The 17,838-nt window shown below is 39.1% G+C and carries 15 protein-coding genes; 12 read left to right on the top strand and 3 right to left on the bottom strand.

Translation table 11 applies throughout. From position 1 onward, the window contains the following. Positions 1-71 precede the first annotated feature (71 nt). From QFZ31_RS08700 to QFZ31_RS08675, 6 genes are all read left to right on the top strand, one after another. Positions 72-1,280: an ABC transporter substrate-binding protein gene (locus QFZ31_RS08700; RefSeq protein ID WP_307302491.1), complete on the top strand. Its 1,209-nt coding sequence runs from the start codon at positions 72-74 to the stop codon at positions 1,278-1,280. A gap of 126 nt (positions 1,281-1,406) precedes the next feature. Further along, positions 1,407-2,924 (top strand): long-chain-fatty-acid--CoA ligase, encoded by a 1,518-nt coding sequence (locus tag QFZ31_RS08695; RefSeq protein WP_307302490.1) that lies wholly within the window; start codon positions 1,407-1,409, stop codon positions 2,922-2,924. Between the two features lie 14 nt (positions 2,925-2,938). Next, positions 2,939-3,832: a R2-like ligand-binding oxidase gene (locus QFZ31_RS08690; RefSeq protein ID WP_307302488.1), complete on the top strand. Its 894-nt coding sequence runs from the start codon at positions 2,939-2,941 to the stop codon at positions 3,830-3,832. Between the two features lie 27 nt (positions 3,833-3,859). Next, positions 3,860-5,383 (top strand): aldehyde dehydrogenase family protein, encoded by a 1,524-nt coding sequence (locus tag QFZ31_RS08685; protein ID WP_307302487.1) that lies wholly within the window; start codon positions 3,860-3,862, stop codon positions 5,381-5,383. Positions 5,384-5,402: 19 nt separating this feature from the next. Next, positions 5,403-6,611, top strand: a complete 1,209-nt coding sequence (locus QFZ31_RS08680) for an iron-containing alcohol dehydrogenase (RefSeq protein WP_307302485.1) — start codon at positions 5,403-5,405, stop codon at positions 6,609-6,611. Between the two features lie 283 nt (positions 6,612-6,894). After that, positions 6,895-7,830 carry a manganese-dependent inorganic pyrophosphatase gene (locus QFZ31_RS08675; RefSeq protein ID WP_307302483.1) on the top strand — a complete coding sequence of 312 codons (936 nt, stop codon included), beginning with the start codon at positions 6,895-6,897 and terminating at the stop codon, positions 7,828-7,830. A gap of 42 nt (positions 7,831-7,872) precedes the next feature. Here the strand turns inward: QFZ31_RS08675 and QFZ31_RS08670 are convergent, their stop codons facing one another. Then, positions 7,873-8,421: a DUF3231 family protein gene (locus tag QFZ31_RS08670; RefSeq protein WP_307302482.1), complete on the bottom strand. Its 549-nt coding sequence runs from the start codon at positions 8,419-8,421 to the stop codon at positions 7,873-7,875. Positions 8,422-8,597: 176 nt separating this feature from the next. On the opposite strand from QFZ31_RS08670, the gene QFZ31_RS08665 reads away from it, so the two are divergent. Together QFZ31_RS08665 and QFZ31_RS08660 are read left to right on the top strand one after the other, a co-directional pair. After that, positions 8,598-9,011, top strand: coding sequence for a MerR family transcriptional regulator (locus tag QFZ31_RS08665; protein ID WP_307302480.1), 414 nt, complete (start codon positions 8,598-8,600; stop codon positions 9,009-9,011). A gap of 62 nt (positions 9,012-9,073) precedes the next feature. Continuing rightward, entirely contained in the window at positions 9,074-10,387 is a 1,314-nt protein-coding gene (locus QFZ31_RS08660; RefSeq protein ID WP_307302479.1) for a hemolysin family protein, read from the top strand. Between the two features lie 41 nt (positions 10,388-10,428). Here the strand turns inward: QFZ31_RS08660 and QFZ31_RS08655 are convergent, their stop codons facing one another. Next, a complete protein-coding gene (locus QFZ31_RS08655) occupies positions 10,429-11,886 on the bottom strand; it encodes an aldehyde dehydrogenase family protein (protein ID WP_307302477.1) in 1,458 nt (485 codons plus the stop codon). Positions 11,887-12,090: 204 nt separating this feature from the next. After that, the gene (locus tag QFZ31_RS08650; RefSeq protein ID WP_307302475.1) at positions 12,091-12,870 is read right to left on the bottom strand and encodes an IclR family transcriptional regulator; all 780 of its coding nucleotides are present in this window, start codon (positions 12,868-12,870) and stop codon (positions 12,091-12,093) included. A 219-nt stretch (positions 12,871-13,089) separates the two neighbouring features. Here QFZ31_RS08650 and QFZ31_RS08645 point away from each other — a divergent pair, with 219 nt between their 5' ends. The 4 genes from QFZ31_RS08645 to QFZ31_RS08630 all read left to right on the top strand — a co-directional run bounded on the left by QFZ31_RS08645 (position 13,090) and on the right by QFZ31_RS08630 (position 17,831). Next, complete coding sequence (locus QFZ31_RS08645) at positions 13,090-13,935, top strand: fumarylacetoacetate hydrolase family protein (RefSeq protein WP_307302474.1); 846 nt, start codon at positions 13,090-13,092, stop codon at positions 13,933-13,935. Positions 13,936-13,941: 6 nt separating this feature from the next. Next, positions 13,942-15,051, top strand: coding sequence for a cupin domain-containing protein (locus QFZ31_RS08640; protein WP_307302472.1), 1,110 nt, complete (start codon positions 13,942-13,944; stop codon positions 15,049-15,051). 14 nt (positions 15,052-15,065) lie between these two features. Next, positions 15,066-16,283, top strand: a complete 1,218-nt coding sequence (locus tag QFZ31_RS08635) for an FAD-dependent oxidoreductase (RefSeq protein WP_307302471.1) — start codon at positions 15,066-15,068, stop codon at positions 16,281-16,283. Between the two features lie 90 nt (positions 16,284-16,373). Beyond that, a complete protein-coding gene (locus tag QFZ31_RS08630; RefSeq protein ID WP_307302470.1) occupies positions 16,374-17,831 on the top strand; it encodes an aldehyde dehydrogenase family protein in 1,458 nt (485 codons plus the stop codon). Positions 17,832-17,838: the final 7 nt, after the last annotated feature.

Here is a 17,838-nt window from a genome sequence, read left to right as displayed (position 1 = left end):
CTAAGGGGGTGATGGTCACTTTCACCAGGTACCGCGACTGTAATTTATATGAAAATACAAGGGGGAAAACCATGAGAAAAATGAAGTGGTGTTTTATGTTCAGTATGGTGTTCGTATTAATTTTCAGCCTAGCAGCCTGCAATAGTTCAACCAATACATCCGGAGATAATGATCAAAAGGGGGACGACAATAAATCAGAGGAAGTAGGTACCGTTAATATCGGATATACAGGTCCATTAAGCGGCCCGGCTGCCTTCTATGGTGAGCGAACATTAAATGGTGTGAAAATGGCAGCGGATGAAGTAAATGCTGCTGGCGGCTTTGAAGTGAACGGAAAGAAGTACAAATTAAATATCGTTTCCTTAGACGATAAATACCTGCCAAATGAAGCCGGAGCTAATGCCAAGAGATTGGTTCAAGAAAATAAACCGCCGATTATTTTTACACCGCATAGCGGCGGAATTTTCGCGTTACAGGTATTTAATCAGCTGGATAAATTTATCATTGGCGCCTATTCAAGTGAACCACAAATTACCGAAGTTGGAAATAAATTAACGGTTCGAATCCCGCCGCGATATGACGGGTATTTACAGCCATTCACTGAGTATGCAATGGAGAACTTCGGTAAGAATGTGGCATTCCTGCCAACCGCCTCTCAGTACGGTAAGGACTGGGCTGCCAACTTAAAGACTTACTGGGAAAAAGAAGGCGGTAAAGTTGTATATGACTCTGCGATTGATTTTAGCAAAGAAACAGATTTCTTCACGATTTTAACAAACGCACTCAAAGAGAAGCCAGATGTATTGTTTATCGGTGGTGCCTCTGAGCCGACTGCGAAAGTAGCAAAACAAGCTCGTGAGCTTGGCTTCAAAGGCGGCTTTATCGTGATGGATCAGGCAAAATTTGATGAAATGAAGGCTGTAACAGGATCTTATGACTTATTAAATGGCTCGATTGGTGTTATGCCGCTTGTTGATTCCCAAGAGGCAGCCATACCTGATTTTGTGAAGCGATACCAGGAAAAATACAATGAAACTCCAGGATCTGAAGCAGGACTAAACTATATTGGCATGCATGTATTTGTTGAAGCAATGAAAGCTGCTGGTTCGGTGGATGATGTTGAGAAAATCCGTGCTAATATGCAGGCTGGATTATACAATTTAGCAGACGATAAAAAAATCTATGCTGTTGACAAAATTGGTGAAGATGGCGGATTTGAATTTGATTTATCCGTCGCAGCAGTTGAAGATGGAAAAATAGTTCCAATCAAAGTAGATTAATAGCGCTAGTTTATAGAGCAGGGCATATCTTTATAATGCCCCTCTTGTGTTTAGTAGAACACAAGAGGGGACGTGTGTAATTGGAAAATCATCTTTTAAAAAGTTCCTTTAGAAGGAGTTGGTGTTGTGAGGCTAAGTGATTTGCTTGAAACTAACATCAGTAAGTTTGGGGAGTATCCTTTTTTACATTTTAAAAAAAAGCAATATACCAATTTGGAATGTAAGAAATTTGCAGACAAATTTGCAGGCGGGCTCAAGAAGAAGGGTATTACTGTTGGTGATAGAGTTATCGTTTGTATGCCAAACTGTCCAGAAGTTATTTTTGCTTATCAGGGGATAACGAGGGCAGGCGCTATTATCGTACCGGTTATGTTTACTCTCCATCCAAAAGAACTGCATTATATTGCATTAAATTCTGGGGCAAAAGCAGTCATTACCTCCTCACCTATTCTAGGAAATGTAGAGAAAGCGCTTGAAGGGTTAGCTTCTAAACCAATCGTTATCGTAGTAGATCAGCCCAAAAGTGAACGTGGGTTAAACTTTTATGATGTATGGAGTGAAGGTTCTTTTGTTTCAGGTAATGAGAGGAAGGAGGACGATACTGCTGTTATTCTCTACACATCTGGTACTACAGGAAATCCAAAAGGAGTTCTTTTAACTCATAAAAATTTAACAAGTAACGCCGAAAATTCAGTCAAACATAATGAACTTGAACGGGGAACAACGATTGGTGTTCTGCCGCTTGCACATGTCTATGGACTGACGATCTCAAATATTTGTTTATTAATGGGAAGCTCCATTGTTATTTTTTCAAATTTTGATAGTGGAGAAGTATTCAAAGCAATTCAGAAATATGAAGTGAGGAACTTTTCGGCGGTGCCAGCGATGATTCATGCGTTAGTTTCTTATCCTCATGCTGATGACTATAACACCTCAAGCCTTGAATCGGTAAGTTCTGGTTCAGCACCACTGCCTGTGGCCTTGCTGCATGCTTTTGAAAAAAAGTTTGGTGCTAAGGTTTTTGAAGGCTATGGGTTATCAGAGGCTGCTCCTATTGTGACAGCTCATAAAAATGGAATTGAAATTAAACCTGGCTCTGTAGGAATCCCGATTCCTGGAGTTGAAGTGAAAATTGTCGATGACAATGGTAACGAGGTCGAATGTGGTGAGGTTGGTGAGCTTTGTGTTCGCGGTGACAACGTGACACCTGGCTATTATCAAAATGTTGAAGAATCAAGAAAGGTCCTGATCGACTCCTGGTTACATACTGGTGATATGGCACGAATGGATGGTGAAGGTTATGTCTATATTGTTGACCGTAAAAAGGATTTAATTATTCGTGGTGGATTTAATGTCTATCCGCGAGATATTGAAGAAATTTTAAATACTCATGAAACAGTTTCTGAGGTCGCTGTGGTTGGCGTTCCTGATGAAAAAATGGGTGAAGAAATGGTCGCATGTGTGGTGGTGAAACCGGGTGCTGTTACTTCTGAAGAGGAATTAATCACTTATTGTCAGGAGCATTTAGCAAAAAACAAAACACCGCGAAGAATTGTTTTTCTCGAGGCTTTGCCAAGGAACGGTGTCGGAAAAATATTAAAAACACATTTGCGCAAAAGTGTCGTAGAAATAGAGATTAAGTAATTAGGAGGTTTAAAATGGCAAAGAGAAAAATGTTAACGACGAGTAAAAGAGGATTAATGGAGGATTCATTCCCGTTTCGTTTATATCAAAAGGCGAAAAGATTAGGAACCTGGAATCCAAGTGATATCGATTTTAGCCAGGATGCTAGAGATTGGAAAACACTAAATCATGAACAGAAGGAAGACATTCTTCGATTGATCTCACAATTCCAAGCTGGGGAAGAAGCAGTAACACTCGATTTACTCCCGCTGATTATGGCGATTGCAAAAGAAGGACGTCTTGAGGAAGAGATGTTCTTAACAACATTTTTATATGAAGAAGTAAAGCATACAGAGTTTTTTCGGCTTATACTGAATTCCATCGGCGAAAAAGGGGACTTATCCCATTTCCATACAGAAACATATAAAAAGATCTTCTATGAAATCCTCCCAAATACGATGGAACGTCTTGTGACAGACCAATCTCCAGAAGCAATTGCAGAAGCCTCCGTTGTTTATAACATGTTTGTTGAAGGTGTCTTAGCAGAAACAGGTTATTATTCTTTTTACCAAGCGTTAGAAACGGCTAATATCATGCCAGGTCTTTTAGAGGGCATTGGGAATTTGAAAAAGGATGAATCCCGGCATATTGGCTATGGCACCTTCCTGCTTCAACGATTAATTTGTGAACACCCTCATCTCTTTGATTTTGTTGCGGCGAAGATGACTGAACTTACTCCTTTATCTCTTAGATTAAATGAGGAAGGAATAGCGGGTAGGGAGGTAAGCGCATTTGGCGGTGATCCAGCAATGGTGATGGATTTTACACTCAAACAGCTGTCAGTTAGGATGGAAATCCTTGCACGTGCAAAAGGAAAAAAAATTGAAGAGATTTATAGATTCTCAGAAAGTGAATTAGGTGTATTATAGAGGCCTTTATAAAAAGGAGGAACGGAAATGACAGTAAAAGTCGAAGTTCAAAGTTTCCCGCTGTTTATTAATGGAAAGTGGGAGCCTGCAAGCAATCAAGAAACCTTTGATGTCTTTAATCCGGCTACTGGTGAACTTGTTGCAAAAGTGGCAAAAGGTACTGCAGCTGATGTTGATCGTGCAGTCCAAGCTGCAAGAGAGGCGTTTGATAACACCGACTGGAAAAATATGAATCCAAAAGATCGCGCCAAAGTACTTTATGCGATTTCTTATCAGATTGCTGCGCACGCAGAGGAGTTGGCTTATTTAGAAGCGATTAGTTCTGGCGGCACAGTACGTAGAATTGGTAACAGTGATATTTTACAAATGGTTGACCTGTTCCAAACACTTGCTAACTTTACCCTAGAATACCCATTCTCGGAAACATTGCCGGTACCGCCATTTCCAGGACCAGCACATAATTTTGTTTGGCGGGAACCAATTGGCGTGTGTGCGGCCATAACACCTTGGAATTTACCGATGGTCATTGCCACCTGGAAAATTGCTCCTGCGTTAGCAATGGGTAATACAGTGGTAATTAAGCCGGCAAGCTATACCCCTTTATCCACACTTAAACTGGCTGAATTAATATCCAATGTTGTGCCGCCAGGAGTTATTAATGTAGTAACAGGCCCTGGGGCTGATATAGGTGAAGAGCTCGTTCGCCATCCGAAGGTAGACAAGGTAGCCTTTACCGGCTCAACAGAAGTCGGAAGAAGGATTATGGGATTGGCTTCCGAAACCATTAAAAATACAACATTAGAGCTAGGCGGGAAGTCACCGAACATACTTTTAGAAGATGCGGATCTTAGCATCGCCCTCCCAGGCAGTTTGTTTGGAGTGTTTTTACATTCTGGTCAGCTTTGTGAGAGCGGAACACGCCTATTTGTACCAGATTCCTTGTACGATCAAGTCGTTGCCGGTCTGGTCGCTTTAACTAGCAAGTTGAAGCTAGGAAATCCGCTTGACCCAATGACAGATGTAGGACCAGTTATTTCTAAAAAACAAAAAGAAAGTATTCTTTCTTATATTGAGGCTGGTAAACAAGAGGGAGCCACCCTTGTTTGCGGTGGAAAGGAAGTGAAGGTAGCGGGCTGTGAAGATGGATACTTTGTAGAACCAACGATCTTTACCAATGTAACGAATGATATGAAAATTGCTCAGGAAGAAATTTTTGGACCTGTCTTATGTGTGATTCGCTATTCTGAATTAGACGAAGCCATTAAGATGGCTAACGATACGATCTATGGACTGGCTGCAGGTGTCTGGACACGAGATGTCAATAAAGCGTATGAGGTGGCAAGAAAACTGCAAGCTGGAATCGTTTGGATCAATGACTGGCATATGCTTAGAAGCGATGCGCCATTTGGCGGTTATAAACAAAGTGGAATTGGCAGAGAAATGGGGCAGCAATCGCTAGACGCCTATACACAAACAAAGCATGTGCACACGTCTATGTCTCCAGAGCTTGAAAGACGCAACTGGTATGGTATTCTGTTTGGTCAAAACTAATGAAGAGGTGAAGAAGATCATGAAAACTTCCTTATCACAGTTTATGCTTCGCACTGGTATATACAGCGGTTCAAATTCGAGGGCTATGGTACCAAGTTTGTTTGCAGGACTAGGTGTCAAAAGAGTGGTTCTTTTAAGTGACAGAGGGCTGGAAGCGGCCGGTGTTGTCCAAAAGATAGCAGAAATATTTCAATTAACTGGTCATGGTAGTGGTCCGCAGTTGGTTGGTCAATTTCTAGATATTTCACAGGATGCAGAAAGCCGCTGTATCAATGAGGCTGTCCGTTATGTAAAGGAAGTAGGCGGAGACGCCCTCTTGGCAGTTGGCGGCGGCAGTGTATTGGATACCGTTAAAGGAGTGAAATATGCACTTCATAAAGGATTATCTGATATAAAAGATGCGATTCCAGGCGGTCTATTGTATGAACAATTCCCAAAGGCGAACTTTATTCCGATTCCGCATATTGCGATACCAACAACGGCTGGTACAGGGTCAGAGGTTTCACCGATTGCGGTTATTTTTAATGAAGATATTCAAATGAAGACTAATATTATTAACCCATTTATTAATGCCGATATGGCTGTCCTTGACCCTGATTTAACAGTTGGACTTCCGCCATACATTACGGCCTTTACTGGCTTTGACGCCTTAACACATGCCATTGAAGCCCTTGCTTCACCAACTGCAACAGCCCTTACAGACGCTTATGCCCTGCATGCGATTCGGTTAATTGAAAAAAATCTCCCAGTTGCGGTGGCCGAAGGCACAAATGTAGCCGCTCGAATGGATTTATTACAAGCAAGCCTAATGGGGATAACCGCCTTTAGCTTTGCCTTAAATGCGATTCCGGTACACAACCTGGCGCACGCCTACGGTGCTTTGTTCCGTATTCCACATGGCTTAGCCAATGCAGTCTTCCTGCCGGTTGTAATGGAAATGGTTCCTGCATTATACCTGCCAAAAGTAAGGGAACTTGCTGCAGCATTAGACGTTGAGGTGAAAGGTGAAACTGCTGAGGCGGCTTTAGCCAAGGTCGTGGAAAAGATACGTTTGCTTCAGCATAAGGTTGGCCTTCCTGCGGATTTCAAACAATACAATATCTCGGAAGAAAATCTTGCCCAAACGGTGCCAGCCGTAATGAAAGACCCGGCAGCACTAAGCTTCCCAATGCCAAAAGAATTAATCGCAGCAATTGGACAAAGAGTTGTTCCACTTGGAGTAAAATAAGTAGTGTTGATTGTCCCAGCCGACAAGAGGCGAATTGTTGGCTGGGTTTACTATTAAATGTCGCTTCAATGGCACAATTCGGTTATCCGAGAGTAAATCAGTTTATCCGAGAGTAAATCTGGTTTTCCGAGAGTAAAAGGCGATTTACACAAATATAAATTGATATATGCATTTTCACACATTTATTTTGAAACCTAATAAAGAATCATATATAATTTTCGTTAGGGTCAAACTCAGTAATGGAGCTTGTCTACATATATTAATACGATTAGGAGTTATAACAATGGAAAAAGTACTTATTTTTGGCCACAAGAACCCTGACACAGATACGATTTGTTCTGCAATTGCATATGCAGATTTGAAAAAGCAACTTGGGATGGATGTAGAACCAGTCCGTTTAGGAAGCGTGAATGGTGAAACACAATATGCGTTGGACACGTTCAAAGCTGAAGTACCTCGCTTAGTTGAAAATGTAGCATCAGAAGTAAATTCAGTTATTTTGGTTGACCACAATGAGCGCCAGCAAAGTGCCAATGATATCGCAGACGTTCGTGTTTTAGAGGTAATCGACCACCACCGTATCGCTAACTTCGAAACAAGTGATCCTTTGTACTACCGTTGTGAGCCAGTGGGCTGTACAGCAACTATCTTAAATAAAATGTATAAAGAAAATGGTAAGGAAATCAAAAAGGAAATTGCTGGACTTATGCTTTCAGCGATTATTTCAGATTCTTTGCTGTTTAAATCCCCAACTTGCACACCTGAAGATGTCGCGGCTGCAAAAGAATTAGCTGAAATTGCTGGGGTTGATGCTGAAAGCTATGGCTTAGAAATGTTAAAAGCTGGAGCGGATTTAAGTGACAAGACAATTGAACAATTAATTTCACTTGATGCAAAAGAATTCGAAATGGGTTCAAGCAAGGTAGAAATCGCTCAAGTAAACGCAGTAGATACTGCTGAAGTCCTAGCTCGCCAAGAAGAGTTAGAAGCTGCGATTACAAAAAATATTGAAGAAAAGAACCTGGACTTATTCTTATTCGTCGTAACAGATATCTTAACAAATGACTCTGTTGGTTTAGCATTAGGAAGTAAAACCAATGCAGTTGAAAAAGCATACAATGTTACTTTAGAGAATAATACCGCTGTTCTAAAGGGCGTTGTTTCCCGTAAGAAACAAATCGTTCCAGTTCTGACTGATATTTTTAATCAAGGAATATAATAAAGAAAACCGTTCTTATTTTAATAGGAACGGTTTTTCATATTATTTTTCCGGATATCCTGGTGGATAGTAATAAGGCGGGATTTTGAGCCAGCCTCGCTTACTCATTAACTTTTTTAAGCTGCAACCGAATTTAAATATCTCATACTGGATTTCAAAGAACAATTTACAGATATCATCTCGTACGCAGACCGCTAATGCTTGGCCAAGCAGGGTAATTTTAGCAGAAATTTTTGCAGAGGTTAAATTAGCTAGTTCATTGTCCGTATGTTTTACTCCTAAAGGAATGGCATCGGGATCCGATAAAGGTTTATCCTCGGACGCAGCCGGCAGGGGTATACCTTCTTTTCTTAAAAAAGAACGTAACTGCTCTGCAATATCTGTAGCAGCCTGTTGGCCATTTCTTAAAGCATGAATTAATTCATCATCCTTGGTTGTGTTTAAGCTTTTCTGATAAACCGTTAACCCTTCTTCTATCAATGTAAGCAATACCCACGCATGAGTCACCTCGCCAACATGAAGTGGATTTTGCTGTTGATCAGCTGCTTGAGGAGTAAATAGGTCTTTCATCGATTCAAATACATTGGTCATAATGAACCTCCATTCACGTGTACATAGTTTGATTATTTACATATATTTCCATACGTATGTATTGGAAAAACCGATAAGACCGGAAGTAATAAATAGACAAAACTACTACGTTGACTGTACAGTTTTGGGTATGATAATATTATATAATAATAGAAAGGGGTGAGTAAGTTGGGAAGTTGTATCGTATCGGCGAAGTAGCCAAGTTAATGAATCTCTCCAAAAGAACAATCGATTATTACACCCAAATAGGCTTACTTAACCCTATTCGGACGGATTCTAATTATCGATTGTATGGAGAAGACTGCATTCAAATTATGCATTTAATCGAACACTATAAAAATCTTAATATGCCGCTTGAGGAGATTAAATCTTCAATTGAGTTAATTAAGACAGAAAACGGTATTGATAAGCAAAAGGTAGAAAAGCATTTTGAACAAATTGGAATCTTAATGCGTCATCTTAAAGAAGAAATTGAAGCACTCGAACCCATTCTTGAAAAACTAAATAGCAATCAAAAAGAAATGGTTGTCAATAAACTTTCTTCCCAAGGTGTTCCATTAGCCCAAACATTATTATTATTACTAAGTTAAACTTATATTTACAAAAACCAGGAGGTGTATTCCTTACTTAACAACTTTGAGTAAGGAGACCATTGACCATTATAAACTTGATTGTAATTGCAATTTTAATTGCTTTTACGGCATTCTTCGTGTCTTTCGAATTTGCCATTGTAAAAATCCGTAGTACACGAATTGATCAGCTAGTAGCAGAAGGCAATAAAAAAGCAATTGCAGCTAAGAAAATTGTTTCAAATTTAGATGAATATTTATCAGCATGTCAATTAGGTATTACCGTAACGGCTTTAGGATTAGGTTGGTTGGGTGAACCAACTGTCGAACACATGCTTCACCCATTGTTCACTAAATTAAACATAGCCGAATCAGCAGCCGGTATCTTGTCCTTTATCATTGCTTTTGCGTCAGTAACCTTTATCCACGTTGTGGTAGGTGAACTTGCTCCGAAAACAATTGCGATTCATAAAGCCGAGGCTGTAACGTTGATTTTTGCAAAACCTATGATTATCTTCTATAAGCTTATGTATCCTTTTATTAAAGTATTAAATGGATCAGCACGTGTGATCGTTGGGATTTTTGGATTAAAACCTGCTTCAGAACATGAAGAAGCACACTCAGAGGAAGAACTTCAATTAATTATCTCTGAGAGCTACAAGAGCGGTGAAATCAATCAGTCTGAATACAAATACGTCAACAATATATTTGAATTCGATGATCGTATTGCTAAAGAAATTATGGTACCTCGAACGGAAATCGTTGTATTTGATCGATCACAAACTCTTGCAGAATGTCTAGAAATTGTGAAGGTAGAAAATTATACAAGGTACCCAGTCATTGATGGAGAAAAAGATAACATTGTCGGTATGTTGAACATGAAGGAAGTCTTAACTGATTATATCAGTGGTAAAAACCTTGATACTCCTATTGATGAATATACTCGTCCTGTTATTCAGGTCATTGAATCAATTGCTATCCATGATTTATTAGTTAAAATGCAAAAAGATCGTGTTCATATGGCTATTTTAATGGATGAATATGGTGGTACGGCAGGATTGGTTACGGTTGAAGATATTCTCGAAGAAATTGTCGGGGAGATTCGAGATGAATTTGACGAAGATGAAGTACCAGAAATTAATAAAATTAGCGAAAATAAAACGGTCGTAGATGGAAAGGTACTAATAGACGAGGTAAATGATTTATTTGGTTTAGACATTCAGGAGGAAGAAATGGATACAATCGGTGGTTGGGTTCTTTCCGAAAAAATGGATGTAGTCGAAGGGGATAAACTACAATATGGTGATTACGAGTTTAAAGTCCTTGAGGTCGATGGCTACCATATTAAATCATTAGAAATCGTGAAATTGTTTAAAAAACAAGAATCGATTGCATAACAAAAAAAACAAGGTGGCAGCTGCACCTTGTTTTTTGCTGTTTAAAATGGAAAATGTCTTACCTTTGTTTGTATAGAAACCCATTTTGTTACAGTAAATTCTTCGACCACCCAAGGGTTACCGAATCTGCCTAATCCACTAGCTTTATTACCGCCGAATGGAATATTTGGCGCATCATTTACGGTTTGGTCATTAATGTGTGTCATCCCACTATCGATTAGAAGCGATAATTCCTCACCACGCACTAAGTCACTTGTAAAGATTGAAGAGCTTAGACCATATGTTGTATCATTGGCAATTTCAATCGCTTCACTATCTGTTTGTGCTTTAATTATAGTGGCAATGGGAGCAAATAGCTCTGTTTGCGCTAGTCTGCTAGAATTGTCAACGTCAGTAAACACGAATGGAGTCAGTACATTACCGACACGCTGTCCTTCTAAAGCAACCGTTGCACCTTCTGCTTTTGCATCCTCAATATATTGAAGCGCCTTTTCCAATTGACGTTCGTTCACTAATGGTCCAATGACTGTTTTTGGATCACTAGGGTCACCGTATGGAAGGGAAGCGGCTCTAGCCACAAATTTTTCCACAAATTCATCGTATTTATCCTGGTGAACGATGATTCGGTTAATGATCATACAGATTTGCCCTTGGTGAATAAACTTACCGAAAATCGCAGCATTAACAGCTGCATCGACATCTGCATCAGAAAGAACTACAAACGGACTGTTTCCGCCTAATTCCAGGGCAACACGCTTTAGGTTTTGACCTGCTATCGCACCGATATGACGACCTACAGGTGTAGAACCTGTAAAACTTATAAGATTTAAATTAGGGTTGGTGAGCATACCATCGCCAATTTCATCAATATCAGTTAGGACAACATTTAATACACCCTTTGGAAGACCGGCATATTCAAATGCTTTTGCGATAATGGAACCACCGGATAGCCCCACTTGAATATCAGGCTTATGCACAACACTATTTCCTAATGCAATTGCTGGTGCAATGGTTCTCATTGAGAGATTCATAGGAAAGTTGAAAGGAGAAATAGAAGAGATAACCCCCAATGGAAGACGATGAATGTGATTTAACTTTTCAGGAGATCCAGGTACTTCTCTCACTTTATAAATTTCATCTGCATATTTAATTGCTTCCTCTAAAAATTCTAATGTCAAGTGGTGTTCCACATTCGCTTTTAATAGAGTGCCGCCCGTTTCACGAACAATCGTATTAACGATTTCTTCACGGTTTTCATTCAAGTAGTGTGCAGCTTTATGAAGAACTTCTCGTCTTTCTTCAACCGTTGCTTTTGCCCATTCTTTTTGTGCTTGCTTCGCAATTTCAAATGTTTCTTCCAGTTGTTCTTTTGTAGCTAAACGTACAGAAGCGACAACAGAACGATCGTAAGGGTTTAATATATCATAAGTGCGGTTACTTTTTCCTTCAGTCCATTCACCATTTATATAATTTTTATTTAATACTAGAATAGATTGCATGTTAAGTCCCCTTCCAAATTATATTTGATAACGCATTCAAATTTAATTATCCTTCACTGCAAAATAACAACCCTTACGAATAAAATCACCCCAGTCAATTTCATTAATAAATTGAGTATATCGACTCATTTTTTCGTTGTATAGACATTTGTTGCTGTATATGAAACAAGAAGTAGATTTTTTGAAAAAATTTAAAAAAACTATTTATCGGGTTGAATGTTTAACAAAGCCCATTTTTTCAGAAATTTCCGTTGTTGCCTCGAGAAGCAGACGTCGATATTCAATGTTTTTTTCCTCGTTAAAGTGAATAGTAGGCATAATGATTCCAGCTGCTGCGATAACTTGTCCTGTTGGACCAAAAATTGGTGCACCAAAAGCCGTAGCCCCAACATGTGTTTCATCAGATTCAAAATAAAATTTTTCTTTCCGAATTTTTACAATACGGCTCCTTAATAATTCTAAATCGGTAATTAGTGCTGAGGATTGTTGGGGAAGTGGTTTACTTAATATATATTCAATTTGTTTATCTGGAAGAAATGCTAATAGAATCGGCCCTAAAACACCATAGAAATAATGACGTTCACTTACTCCTGATGATACTTTAAGCCCTTCTTCATTTTCTCTTCTGTAGATATAGGATATTTCATCTCCAGCATAAACCGCCATTAAGATCGTTTGTTTCGTCTTCAAATGTAAAAGTGTTAAAGTATCCTCTGCTTCTTTTTTTATATCAAAGAAAGAAGTATAACGAATCCCTAATTCAAGCAGACGGAGGCCAGGCTGGTATCTGAGGGTATTATCATCAAAGATAACCAATTGTCTTTTCTCTAACGTACATAAGATGCGATAGACCGTAGATTTGGGTAATTTGGTATAAGCAGCGATTTCTTCTATCGTTAAAGGCTTATTTTTTATTGCAAACGATTCAATAACATCAATTGCTCTCTCAACTGACCGAATGGAGCCCATATTTAAATCTCTCATATTTCCCACTCCTAATGTAATAATTTCATTTATTTGATAATACCAGTATTTGGCCAAAAGAGATAGATAAAGAGATAAGGTAACATCTTTGTTCACAAACAAAAATAAATGTCAATTTGAATATTCAAAATATATTGACGATTTTATGACTGTCTGTTAATCTATGTTTAAATAAATGAGTTACCTAACTCGTATAATGAGATGGAAGGGTGAGAATCATTGAAATTAGCGCTGTTTAATCAATCTAAAGTAGGTCTTGTGCAAGATGAAGTAGTGTATGATATTTCTTCCCTTATCGGATGGGATAGTCAAAAACCGCAAGAATCATTAGTTAAATTAATGGGGAATTTTACGGAAGGAAAAACAAAAATTGAAAATCGTCTGTCCCAATGTGAAGTCTACCAATTATCAGATGTTAAACTTGAACCTCCAGTGCCAGCTCCCAGCAAAATCGTAGCAGCCCCTGTAAATTATCACTTACACCAAGATGAAATGAATGAACAATTTAATAATGCTGAATATACGATTGAAAAGTTAGGTTTTTTCTTGAAAGCGCCTTCTTCTATTATTGGACCTAATGATACTGTAAAACTCCCGTTTAAAGACCGGAGAACGGATCATGAAGCTGAAGTAGCTTTTGTAGTAGGAAAACGGGCAAAAGATGTTCCTGCATCTGAAGCCCATAACTACATATTTGGGTACTTCGCACTAATGGATATCACAGTAAGAGGAAAAGAAGACCGACCTTGGCGTAAATCGTTTGATACCTTTACTCCGATTGGACCATGGATTGTTACAGCTGATGAAATTGAAAATCCAAATGAATTAGGGTTTAAATTATGGGTCAATAACGAGGTTCGTCAATCCGCAAACACAAAAGATTTAATTTATGATTGCTATAAATTCTTTGAAGTAGCTTCAGCTGCGATGACTCTAGAGCCAGGGGATATCCTAACAACAGGTACACCAGAGGGCGTTGGAGAAATCACTAAAGGAGATACAGTTACAATTAAGATTGACCGTATTGGCGAGTTTTCTGTCAATGTAGAGTACAAGGAGGAGTGATTTAATATGGCACAAAAAGTTAAACCTGAACTGCAAGAACTTCATGAAAAATTAGAAAACGAAAATTTAGGTCCTTTATGGGCGGCTATTCATGAATTAAATACGATCGAACCGGTTGCAAAACCAATTCCTTATTTATGGAAAAAAGAACTTATTGAAAGTAATTTAAAAAAAGCACAAGAAATTTTAACTGTCGGTGATGGGGCAGATCGACGTGCAGTTTTTTTAATCAATCCAGGTATGAAGGATATCGGTCCTTACGGCTGGGGGGGAGCAACACAAACACTTTATGCAGCTGTTCAAGCCGTAAAGCCAGGTGAGATTGCCCCAGCACATCGCCATACCACAACTGCAATACGATTTATTATGAGTGGTAAAGGTGGAAAAGGAACAGTTAATGGAGAGAAATTAGATTTTCAAGAAGGAGATTATTTGATTACTCCTACAATGGCTTGGCATGACCATGCTAATGAAGGGGATGAAGAGGTTCTCTGGATGGACTGCTTGGATTCTCCATTTACAAAATACTTAAACGTATGTTTCACAGAATTTTTACCAAATAAACAACAAGAACTAACTGTCCCTAACGATTATAATACAAATCAATTTAAGGGCGGCATGATTCGACCAATCGCAAAACGAAACGAAGAACTTGCTCCGTTAGGCCGTTATCAATGGGCTCTAACAAAACAAGGACTTGATGGGTTAAGTGAATATGAGCCAGACCCAATTGATGGTTATGCAGTCGAGTACATTAATCCAACTAACGGTAAAGATGCAAATGACCGTATAGGGGCGAGAATGCAAAAACTTCCCCCTAATTTCCAAGGAAAGGCACATCGACATGTTCATAGTAATGTGTACCATGTTTTCAGAGGGGAAGGTTATACCGTTATGAATGGGGTTAGATATGATTGGTCAAAAGGGGATTTCTTTGTTATCCCAGCATGGACCTGGCATGAGCATGTGAATTTATCAGGTGATAAAGAGGCATATCTATTCTCAACCAACGATTTACCTATTATGGAAGCCTTCAATTTTGAAAAAGTAGAAGAATATGAGAAAAATAATGGTCATCAAACAATTACAGGAGTATTTGAACCAGTCATTCCATAAGGAGGGAAAATATTGTGTTAAAAAATCCAATAATCATTGCTGGTGCAGGACCAGTTGGGATCACCCTGGCGGATAAATTAAGCTTCCATGGAATACCTGTTATTGTCCTAGAAAAAAGTAATGCCCCGAACAAAGAGTGGCGGGCTTCAACCTTTCATGCCGGAACCCTAGAGTTATTAGAAGAAACTGGTGTGACGGAAGAGTTGATTGCTCGTGGGCTTAAGGCAGAAAAAGTCCAGTACCGTGATCGTAAAAATGGTTTATATGCCGAGTTTGATTTTACGTTACTTAAAGATGAAACAAAATATCCATTTCGTCTGCAATTATCACAAGCTACATATGTCCAAGTGGTATATGAAAGAATAAAGAGCCGTCCTGAGGTAGATGTTCGTTTCCAAGCGGAAGTAGTGGATTATGAGCAGGATGACAATGGCGTAACGGTTACAATTAAAACCCCAAATGGACTTGAGACGCTTCGTACTCCTTATTTAGTTGGGACAGATGGCGGCAGAAGTACTGTTAGAAAGAAATTAGGGGTGAAATTTGACGGATATACCCATGAAGAACGTTGGTTACTAGTAGGAACACCTATCCCATTTGATCGTTATATTCCTGATCTAGCAATGGTGAATTATATTTCCGATCCGGAAGAATTTTTATTCATATTGAGAGTTCCAGAAGCTTGGAGATTCTTATATCCAGTTCCTGCTGATGTTCCAGACGAGGTGGCTTTAGATCCAGAACGTATACAGCAAACGATGCAAAAGGCACTGAAGACAACAGATAGATTCCCAATTGTTGAAAATACCATTTACAAGATACATCAACGTGTAGCGGAGAAGTTTTATAAAGGGCGTGTGGTTTTGGCAGGTGACGCTGCTCATCTTAACAGTCCAATGGGTGGATTAGGATTAAATAGCGGCATTCACGATGCTACTGATATAAGCAAACGCTTAATTCGGATTATTAATGAAGGAGCAGACCACGAATCAGAGCTTGAAAAATACAGTGAAGTTCGCCAAACAGTGGCTGTAGATTATGTAAAAGAAATTAGTGAGAAAAACACTCGAGTGGTAAAGGAAAAAGACCCAGACTATCGTTTGCAGCTTCAAAAGGACTTGAATAGTCTTGCAACAAATCCTGTCACAGCCAGACAATGGCTATTACGCTCAGCCATGATTGCTAGTGTCCGCGAGCAAGGAATAGGAGAACCGCCAGCAGTAGTCAGATAAAATATAATCTCTGTAGAAATACTCAATCTATAATGTAAACGTTTTCTTCTGAGTGGGTGGAAGAAACGTTCAAGGAAGGATGAATGAGAAATGAGTGCACAAGAGGTTCAAGTAAAAGAGATTCAATTGTTAATCAATAACCAAGAAGTTGCTACAGATAAATATGTGGAAGTGAGAGATCCTGGTCGCTTAACAGATGTGGTTGGCAGAGTGGCACAAGCAACAGTTGAACAGGTAAATACAGCTGTTGAAGCTGCACATTCCGCATTCCAGACCTGGCGCCATTCAACCTTAGATGAAAGATTAGAAGTCCTCTATAAAATTGAATGTCTATTAAAAGAAGAAGCCTCTGAACTAGCAGCCACATTATCACGAGAAAATGGTGTTCTTTATTCTACCTCATTAGGTGAAATTGATATGGCAGTTCGCGCTGTACAGGCAACGGTAAAAAATGCAAAATCTTTCTTTCATCCTATCATAAAGGAGGATGGGGACAGCTGGGTAAGTATTGAAAAACGACCAATTGGGGTCATTGCTGGGATTGTTCCATGGAATGCACCGATGGTTTTGACGATTCAAAAAGTAGCACCAGCGATTGTAACCGGTAACACACTAGTCATGAAGCCATCACCAAATGCGCCGATGGGTGTTAGCCTTGTGTTGAAAAAGATTGCTAGTTTTCTTCCGCCAGGAGTTATTAACGTTATTCACGGTGACGTTGAAGTAGGATCGGCATTAAATAAACATCGACACGTTCGAAAAATTTCCTTTACCGGAGGCGGACAAATCGCCAAGTATATTATGAAGGACGCAGCAGACTCCTTAAAGAATATTCATTTTGAATTGGGCGGGAATGACCCTGCTATTGTTCTCGACGACGCGGATATCGATGATATTATTCCCAAAATTGTTGGAAGTGCATTTAGAAGATCAGGGCAAGTGTGTTTCGCGATAAAACGCGTTTATGTACCTGAAAATCTTTACGATACCTTCTATGAAAAAGTGTGTCAGTTTGTAGGTCAATACAAAGTTGGACATGGACTAGATGAGAAAGCTACTTTTGCGCCAGTAAATAATAAAAATCAATATGACCAAGTTAATCAATTGATTGAAAGAATCAAGAATAGCAATGCAAAAATAGTTCAGCTCGGAGAAAAACTAGATCCAGAAAATTGGGATAATGGTTTTTATATTCTTCCTGCTGTCGTACGTGATGTTGATCCTAAGCAAGAAATTGTTACTTGTGAACAATTTGGACCGGTCATTCCACTAGTTTCTTACCAGACAGAAGAAGAAGTAGTGAAAATGGCAAATGATACGGAATACGGTCTAGGATCCTCGATTTGGACTGGTAATTTTGATAGAGGACTAAGAATTGCCCGTCAGATTGAAGCAGGTATGACATTTATAAATGGATCAGGACAATCTCATTTAGGCTATGAGTTAATGCCATTTGGTGGTGTGAAGCAAAGTGGGATTGGAAGAGAAAATTCTGAGATTGGATTAACAGAATTCATTGAATACCACGCCATCAATTATCACAAATAATTGTAGT

This window comes from Neobacillus niacini, from assembly GCF_030817595.1.
Classification (GTDB): Bacteria; Bacillota; Bacilli; order Bacillales; family Cytobacillaceae; genus Neobacillus; species Neobacillus niacini_G.
The sequence above is the reverse complement of the archived record's forward strand: the minus strand, read 5'-3'. Positions and strand labels throughout refer to the sequence as shown.

Bases quoted from the DNA above. Each gene is read 5' to 3' on its own strand.
- QFZ31_RS08655 (WP_307302477.1), bottom strand. From the start codon at position 11,886: ATGCAATCTATTCTAGTATTAAATAAAAATTATATAAATGGTGAATGG.
- QFZ31_RS08675 (WP_307302483.1), top strand. From the start codon at position 6,895: ATGGAAAAAGTACTTATTTTTGGCCACAAGAACCCTGACACAGATACG.
- QFZ31_RS08680 (WP_307302485.1), top strand. From the start codon at position 5,403: ATGAAAACTTCCTTATCACAGTTTATGCTTCGCACTGGTATATACAGC.
- QFZ31_RS08650 (WP_307302475.1), bottom strand. From the start codon at position 12,870: ATGAGAGATTTAAATATGGGCTCCATTCGGTCAGTTGAGAGAGCAATT.
- QFZ31_RS08670 (WP_307302482.1), bottom strand. From the start codon at position 8,421: ATGACCAATGTATTTGAATCGATGAAAGACCTATTTACTCCTCAAGCA.
- QFZ31_RS08630 (WP_307302470.1), top strand. From the start codon at position 16,374: ATGAGTGCACAAGAGGTTCAAGTAAAAGAGATTCAATTGTTAATCAAT.
- QFZ31_RS08690 (WP_307302488.1), top strand. From the start codon at position 2,939: ATGGCAAAGAGAAAAATGTTAACGACGAGTAAAAGAGGATTAATGGAG.
- QFZ31_RS08685 (WP_307302487.1), top strand. From the start codon at position 3,860: ATGACAGTAAAAGTCGAAGTTCAAAGTTTCCCGCTGTTTATTAATGGA.
- QFZ31_RS08640 (WP_307302472.1), top strand. From the start codon at position 13,942: ATGGCACAAAAAGTTAAACCTGAACTGCAAGAACTTCATGAAAAATTA.
- QFZ31_RS08700 (WP_307302491.1), top strand. From the start codon at position 72: ATGAGAAAAATGAAGTGGTGTTTTATGTTCAGTATGGTGTTCGTATTA.